15 protein-coding genes and 5 tRNA genes are annotated in these 17,344 nt (G+C 59.9%); 5 read left to right on the forward strand and 15 right to left on the reverse strand.

The annotated features are described in order from the left end of the window. Window positions 1-26 precede the first annotated feature (26 nt). Window positions 27-809 (reverse strand): type I methionyl aminopeptidase, encoded by a 783-nt coding sequence (gene map, locus BN3270_RS07895; protein ID WP_058986562.1) that lies wholly within the window; start codon window positions 807-809, stop codon window positions 27-29. Window positions 810-938: 129 nt separating this feature from the next. Between map and BN3270_RS07900 the strand changes: the two genes are divergently transcribed. The 3 genes from BN3270_RS07900 to BN3270_RS07910 all read left to right on the forward strand — a co-directional run bounded on the left by BN3270_RS07900 (window position 939) and on the right by BN3270_RS07910 (window position 1,859). Further along, window positions 939-1,376: a fluoride efflux transporter FluC gene (locus tag BN3270_RS07900; RefSeq protein WP_058986563.1), complete on the forward strand. Its 438-nt coding sequence runs from the start codon at window positions 939-941 to the stop codon at window positions 1,374-1,376. After that, window positions 1,373-1,732 carry a fluoride efflux transporter FluC gene (locus tag BN3270_RS07905; protein WP_058986564.1) on the forward strand — a complete coding sequence of 120 codons (360 nt, stop codon included), beginning with the start codon at window positions 1,373-1,375 and terminating at the stop codon, window positions 1,730-1,732. Before BN3270_RS07900 ends, BN3270_RS07905 begins: the two co-directional genes overlap by 4 nt. Before the next feature lie 53 nt (window positions 1,733-1,785). After that, window positions 1,786-1,859, forward strand: a tRNA-Gln gene (locus tag BN3270_RS07910). A 265-nt stretch (window positions 1,860-2,124) separates the two neighbouring features. Here the strand turns inward: BN3270_RS07910 and rplA are convergent. From rplA to BN3270_RS07955, 10 genes are all read right to left on the reverse strand, one after another. Then, window positions 2,125-2,835 (reverse strand): 50S ribosomal protein L1, encoded by a 711-nt coding sequence (gene rplA, locus BN3270_RS07915; protein ID WP_058986565.1) that lies wholly within the window; start codon window positions 2,833-2,835, stop codon window positions 2,125-2,127. Window positions 2,836-2,927: 92 nt separating this feature from the next. Then, window positions 2,928-3,419, reverse strand: a complete 492-nt coding sequence (rplK, locus tag BN3270_RS07920; RefSeq protein WP_058986566.1) for a 50S ribosomal protein L11 — start codon at window positions 3,417-3,419, stop codon at window positions 2,928-2,930. Window positions 3,420-3,552: 133 nt separating this feature from the next. Further along, window positions 3,553-4,083: a transcription termination/antitermination protein NusG gene (gene nusG / locus BN3270_RS07925; RefSeq protein ID WP_058986567.1), complete on the reverse strand. Its 531-nt coding sequence runs from the start codon at window positions 4,081-4,083 to the stop codon at window positions 3,553-3,555. 3 nt (window positions 4,084-4,086) lie between these two features. Continuing rightward, window positions 4,087-4,494 carry a preprotein translocase subunit SecE gene (secE, locus tag BN3270_RS07930; protein WP_058986568.1) on the reverse strand — a complete coding sequence of 136 codons (408 nt, stop codon included), beginning with the start codon at window positions 4,492-4,494 and terminating at the stop codon, window positions 4,087-4,089. 89 nt (window positions 4,495-4,583) lie between these two features. Further along, window positions 4,584-4,660, reverse strand: a tRNA-Trp gene (locus tag BN3270_RS07935). Between the two features lie 15 nt (window positions 4,661-4,675). Continuing rightward, complete coding sequence (gene rpmG, locus BN3270_RS09355) at window positions 4,676-4,825, reverse strand: 50S ribosomal protein L33 (protein WP_082673433.1); 150 nt, start codon at window positions 4,823-4,825, stop codon at window positions 4,676-4,678. A 113-nt stretch (window positions 4,826-4,938) separates the two neighbouring features. Beyond that, window positions 4,939-6,141, reverse strand: a complete 1,203-nt coding sequence (gene tuf, locus BN3270_RS07940) for an elongation factor Tu (protein ID WP_058986569.1) — start codon at window positions 6,139-6,141, stop codon at window positions 4,939-4,941. 99 nt (window positions 6,142-6,240) lie between these two features. Next, window positions 6,241-6,317 (reverse strand) — tRNA-Met (locus tag BN3270_RS07945). A 6-nt stretch (window positions 6,318-6,323) separates the two neighbouring features. After that, window positions 6,324-6,399, reverse strand: a tRNA-Thr gene (locus BN3270_RS07950). 4 nt (window positions 6,400-6,403) lie between these two features. Next, window positions 6,404-6,488, reverse strand: a tRNA-Tyr gene (locus tag BN3270_RS07955). Between the two features lie 377 nt (window positions 6,489-6,865). Here BN3270_RS07955 and BN3270_RS07960 point away from each other — a divergent pair. Next, the gene (locus BN3270_RS07960) at window positions 6,866-8,485 is read left to right on the forward strand and encodes a sodium/proline symporter (RefSeq protein ID WP_058986570.1); all 1,620 of its coding nucleotides are present in this window, start codon (window positions 6,866-6,868) and stop codon (window positions 8,483-8,485) included. 111 nt (window positions 8,486-8,596) lie between these two features. Beyond that, window positions 8,597-9,883 (forward strand): aspartate aminotransferase type Ic, encoded by a 1,287-nt coding sequence (locus BN3270_RS07965; RefSeq protein WP_058986571.1) that lies wholly within the window; start codon window positions 8,597-8,599, stop codon window positions 9,881-9,883. A 196-nt stretch (window positions 9,884-10,079) separates the two neighbouring features. Here BN3270_RS07965 and nifJ read toward each other — a convergent pair whose 3' ends face one another. The 4 genes from nifJ to BN3270_RS07985 form a co-directional block, all read right to left on the reverse strand. Further along, window positions 10,080-13,637: a pyruvate:ferredoxin (flavodoxin) oxidoreductase gene (nifJ, locus tag BN3270_RS07970; RefSeq protein ID WP_058986572.1), complete on the reverse strand. Its 3,558-nt coding sequence runs from the start codon at window positions 13,635-13,637 to the stop codon at window positions 10,080-10,082. Window positions 13,638-13,815: 178 nt separating this feature from the next. Next, a complete protein-coding gene (locus BN3270_RS07975) occupies window positions 13,816-14,385 on the reverse strand; it encodes a very short patch repair endonuclease (protein ID WP_082673434.1) in 570 nt (189 codons plus the stop codon). A gap of 10 nt (window positions 14,386-14,395) precedes the next feature. Continuing rightward, window positions 14,396-16,573, reverse strand: coding sequence for a cytochrome C oxidase Cbb3 (locus tag BN3270_RS07980; RefSeq protein ID WP_271711967.1), 2,178 nt, complete (start codon window positions 16,571-16,573; stop codon window positions 14,396-14,398). An 80-nt stretch (window positions 16,574-16,653) separates the two neighbouring features. Beyond that, complete coding sequence (locus BN3270_RS07985) at window positions 16,654-17,283, reverse strand: adenylate kinase (RefSeq protein WP_058986573.1); 630 nt, start codon at window positions 17,281-17,283, stop codon at window positions 16,654-16,656. Window positions 17,284-17,344: the final 61 nt, after the last annotated feature.

Consider the following 17,344-nt stretch of genomic DNA (forward strand, 5'->3'; position numbering starts at 1 on the left):
GAAGGCATCGCGGCAGGGGCCGCCTTCTAGGCGTCATCGGGCACCGGCCGCCTGTGGTCGGGTTCCACCGACACGAGGACCGGCCCGTCTTCGGTGATCGCGACGGTCTTTTCGAAATGCGCAGCAGCAAGCCCATCGCGGGTGTAGACGGTCCACCCGTTGTCCCCCACCCGCGTCTTGCGCGTACCGAGCGTGATCATCGGCTCGATCGCGATTACCATGCCCGGCTCGAGCTTGAGCCCCCAATGAGCATGCCCATAATTGGGCACCAGGGGGTCTTCGTGCATGTCGTGGCCGATGCCGTGCCCCACATACTCGCGCACGACGCCCATGCCGGCACGCTTGGCGATCGCCTGGCAGGCGTGCCCCACGTCTCCCAGGCGATTGCCCGGTTGCGCAGCCTCCACCGCTGCCCACAGGCACGCTTCCGTCACGTCGAGCAGGCGGCGCGCCTCAGGCGCGATCTTGCCCACTGCAAACGTCCAGGCATTGTCGCCCGCCCATCCATCGACGGTCGCCCCCGTATCGACCGAAAGGATGTCGCCCTCTTTCAGGACCACCTCGTCGGAGGGAATCCCGTGGACGATCTCATCGTTGACCGAGGTGCACAGGGATGCCGGAAAACCACCGTAGCCCTTGAAGGTGGGGATGCCGCCGTGAGAGCGGATGAAAGCTTCTGCGAACCGATCGAGCTCGAGCGTCGTCACCCCCGGCGCGACGCGGGCGCCCACCTCGCGCAGCACGGCTGCCGAAAGACGACCGGCGCGCTTCATCTGCTCGATTTCCTCTGGGGTCTTCAAATTGATCATGGTTCAGCTCCTTAGGGGGCTGCGCTCCTACTCGCAACCCGTATAGTTGTCGGAGCCCACCCTAGCACGAGGATCGCCCCTTGGGCTGTCCTATCTTCTATACTGCTCTCGGCAAGGAAAGGACTCGTCGTGAACTATCTCTTAATCGGGCTTTTCGGGGCAGTGGGAGCCCTTTTGCGCGCCCTGCTCGGCTTGGCATGCGACGGTGCGCCCTTCCCGGTCGACACCTTGCTCGTCAACGTCGTTGGCTGCTTTGCCCTCGAGCTCGTCTATAACTACCTGGGCAGGCGCGTGCACCTTTCAAAGGACCTGGTGAGCGCTATGGGGACCGGTTTGTTGGGAGCCTTCACGACCATGTCGGCCTTCTCCTACCAGACGGTAGCCTACCTTCAGGAAGGAGCCGCCCTCGCCGCCTTCACGTATGCTGCCCTCACGATCGCCCTCTGCCTGGCGGCCACGGCGGCGGGCCACCTGACGGCCCTTCGCATAGCCCGCAGGCGACTCGCGCGCCGCAAGGCGGCTATCGCCCGTCGCAGGACAAAAGCGCAGGCCGGTGATGCCCGATGATCGCCTCCCTCCTCGCCGCGACGGCAGGCGGAGCCGCCGGCGCCATTGCCCGCGGGTTCTGCACCGCGCATCTCAAGCAGGTGACACCCGCTTGGTTCCCCTTTCCCACGCTCATCATCAACGCCGTGGCCTGCTTCGCCTTGGGGGCGCTCATGGCCGCCGACCCCTCGCGCACCCTCATAGCCCTGATAGGGACCGGCTTTCTCGGCGGCTTTTCCACCATGAGCACCTTTTCCTTCGAAACCGTCGAAGCGATAGCCCACGGAGAGAGCCTGAAGGCAATTGCCTACGTAGGCGCTACCCTGCTCGTGTGCCTTAGCTGTTGCCTGGCCGGATGGACCCTCATTGGCGGTTGACGAAGAGGTGTCCTGCCGATACACTAACGTTTCGCGTACCACGCGTACGCCTGTGGGCCATCGTCCAATGGCAGGACCCTGGTTTTTGGTACCAGTTATGTAGGTTCGAATCCTGCTGGCCCAGCCAAAGAACTGAGCGCCACCCGTTCATCGAACGGGTGGCGCTTTTTCGTCGAGGGGAGTCATCGGGTGCTCCCGGGCCCCTCCTAACCCAGCAACACTCGTTGGGTCAACTCCCCGCCACCCCGCTACGTAGACGCTCACTTTCAATCGGCCGTGCAAACAAGTCCCGCCTAGGGGCGTCAGCTCGCAAACAACACGCCGGATTCCCACTGGCACAAAAAAAATGGGGCGACCGAAGTCGCCCCATTCAAAAGCTGAAAGGTGTGTAATTACGCTTCCTGCGTATAGTTGCGCTGAACGCTCGGATCGACGGAAATCGACGGGCTCATGGTAGACGCCACGTTGATGGACTTCACGTAACGGCCCTTGGCAGATGCCGGCTTCATACGGATGATCTCGTCGTAGATCGCGCCGTAGTTCTCGGCGAGCTGTTCGGGCGTGAAGCTCGTCTTGCCCAGAACGACGTGGCAGATGCCGTAACGGTCGGCACGATACTCGACGCGGCCGCCCTTGAGCTCCTTGATAGCCTTGGCCACATCGTTGGTCACGGTACCCAGCTTGGGGTTGGGCATCAAACCGCGGGGGCCGAGCACGCGGCCCAGACGACCGACCTTGGACATCTGGTCGGGCGTGGCAACGGTGGCGTCGAAGTTGATGATGCCCTTCTGGATGTCCTCGATGAGTTCGGCAGAACCCACGATGTCGGCACCGGCCTCTTCAGCGGCTCGCGCAGCTTCGCCTTCGGCGAAAACGGCGACGCGGACGGTCTTGCCGGAGCCGTTGGGCAGGCTCACCATGCCACGCAGCTGCTGGTCGGCCTGACGGGTGTCGATACCCAGACGGAAATGGCCTTCGACGGTCTCGTCGAAATTAGCAGAAGCGATCTCCTTGATGGTCTTGAAGGCGTCGATGGGAGCGTAGAGCTTGCCCTCTTCGATCTTTTCGGCAGCGATCTTCTGCTTCTTGGTCAACTTTGCCATGTTTCTTCCTTTCGTGGTACGGACGAGCATCGAGCTCTCCCACGTACGCGGTTGCCTTAAGGGCAACCGTTCCTAACCTATAGGGGGACGGCCTACTTTGCGGCGTCCATGAGCTGCTGGAGCTTGCGAGACGCGGTGTAGACCTTCTTCGGCGCACGACCCTCGATGGTCACGCCCATGGAACGGGCGGTGCCGGCAACGATTTCCATAGCGGCTTCGATGTCGTTGGCGTTGAGGTCGGGCAGCTTGATCTCGGCGATTTCGCGCAGCTGGTCCTCGGTAAGCTCGCCCACCTTCTTGAGCTGGGGAATGCCGGAACCGCTCTTGATGCCCAGCTTTTCCTTGATGAGCACGGCCGCCGGCGGCGTCTTGCACACGAAGGTGAAGGACTTGTCTTCGTAGACCGTGATCTCGACGGGGATGATGGTCCCCTTCTGGTCCTGCGTCTGGGCGTTGAAGGCCTGGCAGAACTGCATGATGTTGACGCCCTGGGCACCGAGAGCGGGGCCTACAGGGGGAGCCGGGTTAGCTGCGCCGGCAGGGATCTGCAGCTTTACAAACCCGGTGACTTTCTTGTCAGCCATTGTAAAAGCTTCCTTTCAGCTGAAGTCTTTACCAGTTATGAAACAAGCACCCGAACGAGAAGCCCCTGTCCACGAGGGCGATCGTGTGCATTGTTACCGAAAAAGCGTGCTCGAAGGACCTCGAGCAGGGGCGCTAGATGCGCGCCACTTGGTCGAAGGAGAGTTCGACCGGGGTTTCGCGCCCGAAAATCGAAACCATGACCTTGACCTTGTTGGTCTCGGGAGAGACCTCGGAAACGATACCGTCGAACTCGGCGAGGGGGCCGGAGACGACCTTGATCGTCTGACCCACTTCCAAGTCGGTAGACGTCTTGCGCGGCGCCTGACGATCGGTACGCTTCATGATTTTGTTGTATTCCTCTCGCGTGAGCGGCGCAGGACTCGCCTGGCTGCCCACGAAGCCGGTAACGCCCGGCGTGTTGCGGACGGCAGCCCAGCTGCGATCGTCAAGCTCCATACGCACGAGCACATAACCCGGGAATACTTTCTTGTCGGATTCGACACGACGACCGCCATCGCGGATTTCCGTGACCGTTTCCATGGGAATCTGGATATCGAACACGTTGTTTTCAAGGCCCATGGTCTCGATACGCGTTTCCAGATTCTGCTTTACCTTGTTTTCATACCCGGAATAGGTATGAAGGACATACCATTTTTTAGCCATCGGTTAAGCCCCCAGAGAAGAGATTGCAAGCAAGAGCGGGGTGACGATCCAGTTATCAAGGATGAATACGTACACACCAAAGAACACCAAAGCGCCAACCACAACGCCACTCCAGCGAATGACATCTTGACGATTCGGCCACGTGACGCGCTTCATCTCTGCGCGCACCTCAGAGAAAAAGCCCGGCTTCTTAGCCTTTTCCTGCTTCTTGGCCGGCTTCTTTTCAGAAGCCTTAGGCTGGGTTTCGGCAGGCTTTTCGGACTTTTTAAAGAGGCCCTTCTTTTCAGGTGCTTCGGTGGTGTTCGCGGAAGAAGAATCTTCGGCCGCGAGAACTTCCTGCTCCTGCAGTTCCTTGCGCTTCGCGCGCCTTGCAGAGGCACGAGCCCTTTGCGTCTTTGATTTCTTTGCCATCTTTACCCTTCAGAATCCCTTGGGGGGATTGAAAATTACACCGTCTAAACGCCAAACAAGCAGCCTGTTAAAGCTGCTCGTAAACAAGCTGGCAGGCCAGGAGGGACTCGAACCCCCAACATGCGGTTTTGGAGACCGCCGCTCTACCAATTGGAGCTACTGGCCTATGTTGCCTAATATCTTAGCGAGTTTCCCTGTGCAGGGTGTGATGTCCACACCACTTGCAGTATTTCTTCAACTCGATACGATCGGGATTGTTCTGCTTGTTCTTCTTGGTCGTGTAATTACGGCGCTTGCACTCGGTGCAGGCAAGCGTGACCAACGTACGCATACTAAACTCCTACTATTGAATAGATACATTCAACTTGAATTGCACAGGAAAGTTAAGCAGAAAGAATGGAGCCTCCGTGTGGAGGCTCCATTCAAAACCTCATTGAAGAATGACTACTTGAGGATTTCAGTCACTCGACCGGAGCCAACGGTGCGGCCGCCTTCGCGGATAGCGAAGCGCAGACCCTGCTCCATAGCGATAGGATGGATGAGGTCGCCTTCGATTTCGACGTTGTCGCCCGGCATAACCATTTCGGTGCCCTCAGGCAGCTTCACAACACCGGTAACGTCGGTGGTGCGGAAGTAGAACTGCGGACGATAGCCATCGAAGAACGGGGTGTGACGGCCACCTTCGTCCTTGGTAAGGACGTAGACCTGACCCTTGAAGTTCGTGTGGCAGGTAACGGAACCCGGCTTGCAGAGAACCTGGCCGCGGACCACGTCTTCACGCTTGATACCGCGCAGCAGGCAGCCGATGTTGTCGCCAGCTTCGGCTTCGTCGAGCAGCTTGCGGAACATTTCGACGCCGGTGCAGGTGGTCTTCTGGGTATCCTTGATGCCCACGATCTCGAGTTCGTCGCCGACCTTGAGTTCGCCACGTTCGACACGGCCGGTCACAACCGTACCACGGCCGGTGATGGTCATAACGTCTTCGATAGCCATCAGGAAGGGCTTATCGGTTTCGCGAGCCGGGGTCGGGATGTACTCATCAACAGCGTCCATGAGCTCCCAAATGCTGTCGACCCACTTCTGTTCGCCGTTGAGGGCGCCCAGAGCAGAACCCTTGATGACCGGGATGTCGTCGCCCGGGAAGTCGTAAGAGCTGAGCAGTTCGCGGGTCTCCATTTCGACGAGCTCGATGAGTTCGTCGTCGTCGACCATGTCGCACTTGTTCAGGAACACGACGATGTAGGGCACGCCCACCTGACGGGCGAGCAGGATGTGCTCGCGGGTCTGAGCCATGGGGCCGTCGGTAGCGGCGATAACCAGGATAGCGCCGTCCATCTGAGCAGCACCGGTGATCATGTTCTTGACGTAGTCAGCATGGCCGGGGCAGTCAACATGAGCGTAGTGACGCTTGTCGGTTTCGTACTCAACGTGAGCGATGGAAATGGTAATACCGCGTTCGCGCTCTTCGGGGGCCTTGTCGATGTCGGCAAATGCCTCGAACTTAGCCGTTGCGGTGCCGTGGGAACCGTCGTTTTCAGACAGAACCTTGGTAATCGCGGCAGTCAGCGTAGTTTTACCATGGTCAACGTGACCGATGGTGCCGATGTTTACATGCGGCTTAGTACGCTCGAACTTTTCCTTTGCCATTGAAATCCTCCTTCAATGAGAACGCCCCAAAGGACGCAGTTACTAAGCAATTTGTGAAAAGCCTCCGCTCTTTCGAGCGGAGGCTTGAACAATCAAAATTGGTAGCGGTGACTGGATTCGAACCAGTGACGCCACGGGTATGAACCGTGTGCTCTAACCAACTGAGCTACACCGCCAAAAAATGGAGCCCGTGACCGGACTTGAACCGGTGACCTCTTCGTTACCAACGAAGTGCTCTACCGACTGAGCTACGCGGGCAAGATGGTGGGCGCGCTAGGATTCGAACCTAGGTAGGCAGAGCCAACGGGTTTACAGCCCGTCCCCATTAACCACTCGGGCACACGCCCATCTTGGCTTAACTTGTGCAATTTTCAAGCTGCGCCCTCGTCTGTCGAAGTTGTTCCCCGAACAAACGAGCAAGAGGATAATACGCTAGGAACCAAACCCTGTCAACAGACGACACGCCCCCGGGCGTATCTTCACTATTCCTTCGTTTTCCCAGCTCATCGCTTACTAACGAGATAGAGGGCCCATATATCGCAAAACTTTTTTGTCCGGAGTTTTTCGCGTGCCACTCCCGTGCGAGCCGGCCCTCGGCGTTTCTTGCGCGGCCTTTACCTGGTGCTTCCCCCCTTCCGTCCATCCCTGGGCGCTTTCCCCTCTTTCCGGCGTCCTTTCACCCCTATAATGCTTTGAAACCACCACATCGATATGAGGAGTAAGTATGCAAAGTGGAGACGTCCTGGTTATCGTCGCCATCCTCTTGTACTTCATCGTCGTACTGACGATCGGCTTTATCTACGCTAAGCGATCGAACTCATCGACGAGTGAGTACTTTCTCGGCGGACGAAAAGTGGGGCCCTGGTTCACGGCTCTTTCGGCCGAAGCGTCCGACATGTCCGGCTACCTTCTTATGGGCCTTCCCGGACTCGCCTACTTCTCTGGAGCAGCCGATGCCGGCTGGACGGCCGTAGGGCTCGCCATCGGAACCTACCTCAACTGGAAGCTCGTCGCCAAGCGCCTGCGCCTCTACACCGAACGTGCCGGCGATGCGATCACCCTTCCCGCCTTCTACAGCAACCGCTTCCATGACACCAAGAACGCGATCGGCACGATTGCCGCAGTCATCATCCTTATCTTCTTCGCCGTCTACACCGGCAGCTGCTTCGTCACCTGCGGCAAGCTCTTCAACGCCCTGTTCGGCTGGGACTACTCGCTCATGATGGTCCTGGGCGCGCTCATCGTCTTCCTCTACACGATGGTGGGCGGCTACCTCTCCGTCGTGGCCACCGACTTCGTCCAGGGCTGCCTCATGTTCTTCGCCCTCGTGGTGGTGATCGTAGGCTCGATCGTAAGTGCGAGCGGCATCGACAACACGGTGGCCTTCCTTTCCGATATCCCCGGTTTTCTCTCGATGACCGCCTCCGCCGTCCCCGCCCTCGACGCATCGGGCTCTCAGATCGTCGACGGTGGCGCTCCGGTATTCGGCGACCCTGCATCATACGGAATCCTTACCATCATCTCGACCCTGTCCTGGGGCCTCGGCTACTTCGGCATGCCCCAGGTCCTCGTGCGCTTCATGGGCATCCGCGACGAAAACGAGGTGCGGACCTCCCGCCGCATCGCGATCGTCTGGGTCGTCATCTCGATGGCGAGCGCGCTCGCCATCGGTCTTATCGGCCGCTACCTGCTCCCCTCCCAGCTACTCACTCATTCAGCCGCCGAAAACATCTTCATCGTTCTTTCTCAGATGATGCTCCCCTCCTTCCTCTGCGGCCTCGTGGTGAGCGGCATCTTGGCCGCATCCATGTCGTCGGCTTCTTCCTACCTGCTCATCACCGGCTCTTCGGTCGCCGAAAACATCTATCGCAGCCTCTTCAAGAAAGACGCCACAGACGATGCGGTTCTCATCGTGTCCCGCATCACGCTCGCCGTGGTGCTGCTTTTCGGCATCGCCATCGCCTGGGACGAGAACTCGGTCATCTTCACCGTCGTGTCCTACTCATGGGCCGGCTTGGGCGCCTCCTTCGGCCCCCTCACCCTTTTCTCCCTCTATTGGCGCCGCACCACCAAACAGGGCGCCATCGCCGGCATGATTACCGGTGCCGCTACCGTGCTTGTCTGGCACAACTTCGTCAAGCCCCTCGGCGGCATTTTCGGCATCTACGAACTGCTGCCGGCCTTCCTGTTGGGGTGCCTGGCCATCTACGTGGTCTCAAAGCTCACGCCCGAACCGGATCAATCGGTGCTCGACACCTTCGACCACTACATGGACGAACCGAACGCCGGCGGGCGCAACATGGACGACCGTATTCTGGAAGGCGGGCTCGACCCGGAAGATTAAAGCATACGGTTTCCTGCGTTAGTCCTTCGTGAAGACGGCGTCCCCGACCTCGTGTCAGGGGCGCCGCGTTTTAGAATGGGGCCCATGGCACCATCGATAGAAGGGACACGTATGACTTCGTACGCCCAGACGTCCTCCGATGAGCTGCACGCACTGCGCGCAGCGCTCGAAGACGAGTACAACGGATTCAAAGCGAAGGGGCTTTCGCTCAACATGGCCCGCGGCAAACCGTCGGCCGCTCAGCTCGATTTGAGCCTTCCCCTGCTCGATATCCTGTCCTCGACAAGCGACCTGCGCGCCGCAGACGGTACCGACATCCGCAATTACGGCGTGGGTACCGGCTTGCCCGAAGCCCGCACGCTCATGGCCGTCCTGCTCGACGACGACCCGGCCAACGTGATCGTCTGCGGCAACTCCAGCCTCAACATCATGTACGACGAAATCGCTCGCTGCATGAACTTCGGCACGCTCGGCTGCGCCCCCTGGGCTACGCTCGACACCGTCAAGTGGCTCTGCCCCGTCCCCGGCTACGACCGCCATTTCGCCATCACCGAGCAATTCGGCATCGAGATGATCAACATCGCGATGGATGATAACGGCCCCTGCATGGACCAGGTAGAAGAGCTCGTGGCCAACGACCCGGCAATCAAGGGCATCTGGTGCGTGCCAACCTATTCCAACCCCGGTGGCGTGGAATACTCCGACGAGGTGGTGCGTCGCCTGGCGCGTATGACCTGCGCAGCCCCCGATTTCCGCATCTTCTGGGACAACGCCTACTGCGTCCACCATCTCGATCCCGACCCGGCCCACCACGCCCATGTGCTCGACATCGGCGCCGCCTGCCGGGAAGCGGGCCATCCCGACCGCTACCTCAAATTCGCCTCGACGAGCAAGATCACCTTCCCCGGCGCCGGCGTCGCCGCTCTGGCCGCAAGCCCTGCCAACATCGCCGAAATCGCGCGGATGATGAACGTGCAGACCATCGGGCACGACAAATTCAACCAGCTGCGCCATGTCCGCTTCCTCAAGGACGCGGACGGCATCGCCGCCCATATGGCCAAGCACGCCGCAATCATCCGTCCCAAATTCGACTTGGTAGAACAAAAGCTTTCGGAGGGCCTTGCCGACGTCGACTGCCATTGGAGCACTCCGCGCGGCGGCTACTTCGTCTGTTTCTACGGTCCGGCCGGCACCGCCAAACGCATCGTCGAGCTCGCGAAGGAGGCGGGCGTCACCATGACCGGAGCGGGCGCTCCCTTCCCCTACCACAAGGACCCCGAGGATTCCGTGATTCGCATCGCCCCTACCCTGCCCCCTATCGAGGAGCTGGACCTGGCCCTGGACGTCTTCGTCTGCTGCGTAAAGCTCGCGTCCGTCGAAGCCCTCCTCAACGACTAGCGCTCCCCTCAACCGTCGTGCGCGCAACGGGTCGAAACGCAGAAGCGTTTCGACCCGTTTTTTCGTCCTTTGAGCGCATGTTCCCGGCCGCACCTGACAGGGCCGCGCCAGGCGGGCATGAAGGCGTCGCCTGTCAGGTGCGACCCTACGAAAAGAGGGCCCGCAGGCCCTCTTTCGCACATGCCTTCCGGCGAGCTTATTCCTCGTCGTACAGGGCTTTGAGCTTTTCAAGGTGCTTGAACCGGCTCATCGCCGCTTCTTCGTTTTCTTCGAAGAGCTCTTCGGCGCGCTCGGGGAATTCGCGCGTCAGACGGCTGTAGCGTGCTTCGTTCATCAGGAAGTCGCGATAACCGCCGGCCGGCTCCTTGCAGTCGAGCACGAACTTCTTGCCCGGCTTCGCATCGGGGTTGAAGCGGTAGAGGTTCCAGTAGCCGCAATCGACCGCACGCTTCATCTCGACCATGCAGTTCTTCATACCGCCCTTGATCGAATGCATCTCGCAGGGCGAGTAGCCGATGATCAGCGAGGGTCCCGGATAGGCTTCCGCTTCGGCGATGGCCTTCATGGTCTGCGCCGGCTTGGCGCCGATGGCCACCTGAGCCACATAGACGTAGCCGTAGCTCATCGCCAGCTCGCCGAGGCTCTTCTTGGCGATCGACTTGCCATCGGCCGCGAACTGGGCCACCTGGCCGATGTTGGATGCCTTGGAAGCCTGACCGCCCGTGTTGGAATAGACTTCGGTGTCGAAGACGAAGACGTTGACGTCGTCGCCCGAAGCGAGCACATGGTCGAGGCCGCCGTAACCGATGTCGTAGGCCCAGCCGTCACCGCCGAAGATCCATACCGACTTCTTGGTGAGGAACTCGCGGTTTTCAAGAATGTCTTGAGCCTTGGCCACAACCGCTTCGTCGGCATCTGCTTCGACGGCGCGTTCGAGCTGGTCAATAAAGGCAGCCGACGCCTTGCGGCTTTCGGCGGCCTTGGTGCGGGAGGCGATCCATTCGGTCGCAGCCGAGCCGAGCTCGTCGGAGGTACCGGCCAGCTGCAACAGGGCTTCGGTGTCGGCGAGTACCTTGGCACGCACGGATTCGTGACCCACGAGCATGCCGTAGCCGAATTCGGCGTTGTCCTCGAACAGGGAGTTCGACCAGGCCGGGCCATGGCTGTTGGCGCGCACCGTATAGGGAGCGCTCGAGGCTGGGTTGCCCCAGATCGACGAGCAGCCCGTAGCGTTGGCGACGAGCATGCGGTCGCCGAAGAGCTGGGTAACGAGGCGCGCGTACACCGTTTCGGCGCAGCCCGCGCAGGCGCCCGAGAACTCGAGCAGAGGCTTGGCGAACTGGCTGTCCTTGACCGACGCGCCTTCGAGTTCGGGCTTTTCGGTCACCTTGGACACGCAGTAGTCGAAGACCTTCTGTTCGGGCAGCTGGCTTTCGGCATCGACCATCGTAAGCGAGTTGGTCGGGCATTCGCCGATGCAGACCGAGCAGCCCATACAGTCGAGGGGCGACACGGCAATCGTGTATTTCATGCCGGCAGCCTTCTTGCCCTTGGCGTCAAGCAGCTTAGTACCTTCGGGGGCAGCGGCCGCTTCCTCTTCGGTAAGGGCGAAGGGACGGATCGTCGCATGCGGGCAGACGAGCGAGCAGTTGTTGCACTGAATGCAGTCGGTCGGATCCCACACGGGCACGGTAACCGCCACGCCGCGCTTTTCGTAAGCGGCGGCACCGGGCAGCCATTGGCCGGCCGCATGCTCGGCGAAGGCGGACACGGGCAGCTTATCACCTTCCATGCGCCCTACCGGCTGAGAGATGGTCTCGACCATGCGGACAAGAGCGGGATCCCCTTCAAGTTCGGCTTGCACGGGCTCGTCGGTTGCGGTGGCCCACTCGGCGGGCACGTCGACCTTCTTGTAGGCCGTAGCGCCCACCTCGATCGCCCGGTGGTTCATATCGACCACATCCTGGCCCTTCTTAAGGTAGGACTTGGTGGCCGCCTCCTTCATGTAGGCGATGGCGTCCTCCTGCGGCAGGATCTTGGCGAGGGCGAAGAAGGCCGACTGGAGAATCGTGTTGGTACGCTTGCCCATACCGATCTCGATGGCCAAATCGATGGCGTCGATCGTGTAGAGGTTGATCTTGTTGGCGGCGATATAGCGCTTGGCCTTGGCACTCAGATGATGCGCAAGTTCCTCGTCGTCCCACTGGCAGTTAATCAAGAAGGTACCGCCCGGCTTGACGTCGTAGACGATCGGGAAGTCCTTGGTGATGTAGCTGGGGTTGTGGCAGGCGACGAAGTCGGCCTTGTTGACGTAGTAGGAGCTGCGGATGGGCGCGTCGCCGAAACGCAGATGGCTGACTGTGGTACCGCCGGTCTTCTTCGAATCGTACTGGAAGTAGGCCTGCACGAACTTGTCGGTGTGATTACCGATGATCTTGATCGAGTTCTTGTTGGCGCCCACCGTACCGTCGCCGCCGAGGCCCCAGAACTTGCATTCGATCGTGCGGGGATCGGCCGTGTTGGGCGTGTCGGGGTCTTCGGGAAGCGAGAGGTTGGTGACGTCGTCGACGATACCGATCGTGAACTCGCGCTTGGGGGCGTCCTTCTCGAGTTCCTTGTAGATGGCGAAGACACTCGAGGGGGGCGTGTCCTTGGAACCCAGGCCGTAGCGGCCACCCGTAACGACGATGCCCGTCTTGCCATGTTCTTCAAGCGCGGCGACCACGTCGAGATAGAGCGGCTCGCCGATAGAACCCGGCTCCTTGGTGCGGTCGAGCACGGCGATCTTCTTCACCGTGTCGGGCAGGGCCGCCACGAACTTTTCGGTAACGAAGGGGCGGTAGAGGCGCACCTTCACAAGGCCGACCTTCTCACCCTGGGCGGTGAGGTAGTCGATAACCTCTTCGCAGACGTCGCAGAAGGAGCCCATGGCCACGATCACGCGATCGGCATCGGGCGCGCCGTAGTAGTTGAAGAGCTCGTAGTTGGTGCCGATCATCTCGTTGATGCGGTGCATGTAGTCTTCGACGATCGCCGGCAGCTCGTCATAGACGGAGTTGCAGGCCTCACGGTTCTGGAAGAAGATGTCGCCGTTCTCATGCGAACCGCGCAGCGTAGGATGCTCTGGATTGAGGGCCTGCGCGCGGAAGTCACGGACGGCGTCGAAGTCGACAAGCGTGGCCAGGTCGTCGTAATCCCAGGCGGCCACCTTCTGAATCTCATGGGAGGTGCGGAAGCCGTCGAAGAAGTTGAGGAAGGGCACGCGACCCTTGATGGCGGCCAGATGGGCCACCGGCGCCAGGTCCATGATTTCCTGGGCATCGCTTTCGCAGAGCATGGCAAAGCCCGTCTGGCGGCAGGCCATGACGTCGGAGTGATCGCCGAAAATGTTGAGCGCCTGCGTCGCGACCGTACGAGCGCTCACATGGAAGACGGCCGGCAGCTGTTCGGCGGCAATCTTGTACATGTTGGGAATCATGAGCAACAGGCCCTGCGAAGCCGTATAGGTGGTGGTGAGGGCGCCCGCCGAAAGCGCGCCGTGCACCGTGCCCGAAGCGCCGCCTTCAGACTGCATCTCGCACACCTTGACCTTGGTGCCGAAGATGTTCTTCACACCTTTGGCCGCCCACTGATCAACGAAGTCGGCCATAGGGCTCGACGGGGTAATCGGGTAGATGCCCGCGACTTCGGTGAACGCGTACGACACATAGGCCGCGGCGTTGTTTCCGTCCATGGATTGGTATTGTCTGGTCATGTAAACCTCCTGATGAAGAGCGGTCGCTCTTGGGAATCGCGAGATCGGATCCCGACGGTCCCCCCTCTTCTGCGTTGCTATCGTAGCAGTACGGGAAAACCGCTATTGACACGCCTTGCCCGCGGGCAATCTCACTCGGCGAACGGAGGGAATTGTGGCGGGCGCATGGCGGGCTCGTTCACGACCGCGTCGGGGACGTTTCCTTTGCCGCACCCGCGCATCCGAGCGACTCCGGCCGACCGTCCGCACCGCCCACCGGATGGCCGGCGCAGGTAGCGCCGTCCTCATCTGCGGTTTCAATGACGAGCGGTTTGCCCAACTCGCGCGAGAGCACGGGAAACAACACCGATACCGTAGCGTCGATGCGCTTCTTCTTCAGTTGGCATTCCCACACAACGTGCACGTGCCAGCCCGCATCCTGCAATTTGAGGATGTTTGCAACGTCGCGTTCTTGGTTGCGGGCGAACTTGACCGTCCAATATTCCACATGACGCTTGGGCAGGGAGGGATGGCAATAGGGGCACCGGTGCCAGAAGCACCCGTTGACGAAGAGGGCCACCTTTTTGCCGGGCCAGGCGATATCGGGGCGACCCGGCACCTTCCACTGGAGGCGGTAGCCGCCCAAGCCGGCCGCCCGCAAACGTTGGCGCATGACCAGTTCGGGTTTCGTGTTCGCCCGCTTGTTGCCCTGCATCGAATGCCGCACCGCCTCGCTCGATGCACGCGGTGCCGCGATATTCTCGGTCATCAGCGGTGCCCTACGTCCAGAACTGGAACATATGGATGATGCCCTGGTAAGCCCAGGGGTAGGCATCGGAATACCATCCGGTCTCAGGAACGAGACACAAAAGAAGGCTATAGGCGACGCTGATCGCCACCGTCACCGGCAGGACCTTCATGATGACGTCGTAGCCCAGAGAGCCATGGTCGAAGTTTTCGTTCATGATGAAGAACAGGAGCACGGCAACCATGAGGAACATGATGCTGAAATCGGCATAGTAGCGCTGCAGGATGCCGGCCGCTTCGGCATCGAGCAGGGCGATAAGGATGCCGGCGGTCAGAAGGACGACGATAACGCCCGCAATGGTGTGGGTGCTGCGCGTGCGCACCCGCATTTTCACGCCCATGCCCGCGAAGGGAAGCACCCACAGGATGGGCAAGCAGGCGAAGATCCCGCCGAAGGTGACCTCTTTGATCGTTTGGCCCATATAGGTCGTATCGAAGGTGACCGGCTGCAGGAAGGGAAAGACGCCCGTTGTCGTCGGCGTTTGGAAGAAGAAGGCGAAGAGGGCCGGCGCCAGGCGCCCCGCATCCATCCCACGCTTGGTCATATCGTTGGTGGTGAGGTTGTAGTTACCCCCGAAATCGGTGAAGCTGCCGAAACGGGCATGGTTGTACCACATGATGCCCGCAGCTACCACGACGTAGGGAGCGATGAGACAGGCGAATTCAGCGGCGCCTCGCTTGGTCAGGATGCGCTTGTCGACGATATAGCGTTTCCAGAAAAGAGGCACGGCCACCAACGAGAGCAAGACGAGCTGAGGACGGCAACCAACGACCAACGCCATGCAGAGCGACCCAGCGAGATACCAGCCAAAGGGTCGTTTGGCGCTGCGGCCACGCATCCACAAGTAGAGGCCCCACATGGAAAAGGCAAGCCCCAGCATGATGGGCAGCGAATAGAAGGTGGGGAATTTCACCAAATAGAGAATGCCGCAGCAGAAGACCAAGGGGAGCTGCAAAAGCAGATAGAGGCCCAAGCTCACCCGTTTGAAATGATGGCGGGCGAAGCGGTCGAGCAATGCCGTGCACCCCAGAATGAAAGCGATGCAGGCGATCCATACACCGATGGCCGTGGGGAAATCCATTCCCGTAGTCAGGTAGTAGGGCAGATAGAACAAGACGACGGGAACGACGCCGAAGTAGACGTAATAGTGGCCGTCTCGGTAGGCCACGTCCCAGAGATAGGGTTGACCCGTTTCCTTCTGCAGTTCGTCGCGTGCGCCCTTGTCGTAGGGGTTGTCCATCTGCTTGAGCCAATCAGGCGGATCCTCTTCAAGATAGAGTTGCCCATGGGCCATGGCCCGTGCCAGATCGGCGTACTGCTGGGCGTTTTCGCCCCCCACTTCGAAGGTCGTGACGACGGTCGTATCGTCCCAGGAACCCGAATTGTAATTGGCGGTCGCGACGCCTACCAGGTTCGAGCCGGTAAACAGAACAACGGAAACGAGGTAAATCTCGAAGACGTTGGCCAGCACGATCCCCGCACGGGAGGCAAACTCATGGTCGCGAATGGAGATGCGGTAGACGGTAGAGCCCGGCCGAAACAGGTAGACGAGCACTAAGACGGCAAGAGCGATACCGAAACGGGTGGCGTTGAAGGAGAAAGGATAGGTGTTGTTGAGGTAGACGGCTTTCAGCTTGATGGGATAGACCACATCTTCACCGGTGATCTCGATGCGGAGGTTGTTGGTAACGCCCGTCGTATTGAGCTTGAGATACTCGGTCGCGTCGTTGTTGGTCGCAATCGTTCGGGTGGGAACGCCGGAAGAGTACTCAGTCGAATAGAAATAGGTCTCGTGACCGGCATCGGTAAAGGCGATGTTGACTTGGACGTTCTGGGCCGACTGCGCCCCATCGAAATCGAGACGGATGTTCTTCACCTCTTTGTTGAGGTTGCTAAACTCGATGACGTGGTTGTTTTCGGTCAGTCGGTAGGTCTTATCGGAATTCTCTTGCAGCGTAAGCTGATCGGACATGTTGACGCAATCGTAGCCGAGCGTCGCCCAATGGTTGAAGTTGAACACGAAGCATTCGAGAACAAGAGCGATTGCAAGGAGCGCGAGAGCGACGCGCACGTAATGACGGACCCGCCGTGCGTACATGCGCATGAACGACTGGAAGGTGTCGAGAAATCTGTGAAGCGTGGTTTGCATAGCTTGCATTATAAAGAACGGACCCCCCTGCGCAAACGCAGGGAGGTCCGAACGCAAAGGTTTCGCGATATGGCGCGCCCCTAGAGGTTGAGCTTCTTTTTCACATCTTCGAAGACCACTTCGGAATCGCGGTCGCCGTCGATGGTCACGAGAAGGTCCTTGCCTCGATAATAGTCGGTGAGCGGGGCCGTCGAAGTCGCGTACACGTCGAGGCGGTTGCGCACCGTCGTTTCGTTGTCGTCGTCGCGCTGGTACATCTCGCCGCCGCATTTGGGGCAAACGGCTCCATCCTCTGCAGTGCCGATGTAGCCGCAGGCCTTGCACATACGGCGCGAGGTCAGACGCTTGACGATCACTTCGGGATCGACGTCAATAAGGAGAGCGGCGTTGAGCGGGCGATCAAGCGAAGCGAGCATCGTGTCGAGTGCGACGGCCTGGGTCGTCGTACGCGGGAACCCGTCGAGAATGACGCCGGCTTCCGTGTCGGGCTGCTGAATGCGCTCTTTCATAAGGTCGATGATCAGATCGTCGGGGACAAGGTCGCCGGCATCCATATAGCCCTTGGCTTTCTTGCCCAGTTCGGTTTGGTCGCGCACGGCAGCGCGCAAGATGTCACCCGTGGAAATATGGCAGAGGCCGAAACGCTCAACGAGCTTTGCAGCTTGCGTGCCCTTGCCCGCACCGGGAGCCCCGAGCAAAACGATGTTCATATCGATTCCTTTCGCCTTAGACAATGGACCCACTATACCAAAGGTCGAGCACTTTGCGTGA

The sequence above is a fragment of the Hugonella massiliensis genome, from assembly GCA_001486445.1.
GTDB lineage: Bacteria > Actinomycetota > Coriobacteriia > Coriobacteriales > Eggerthellaceae > Hugonella > Hugonella massiliensis.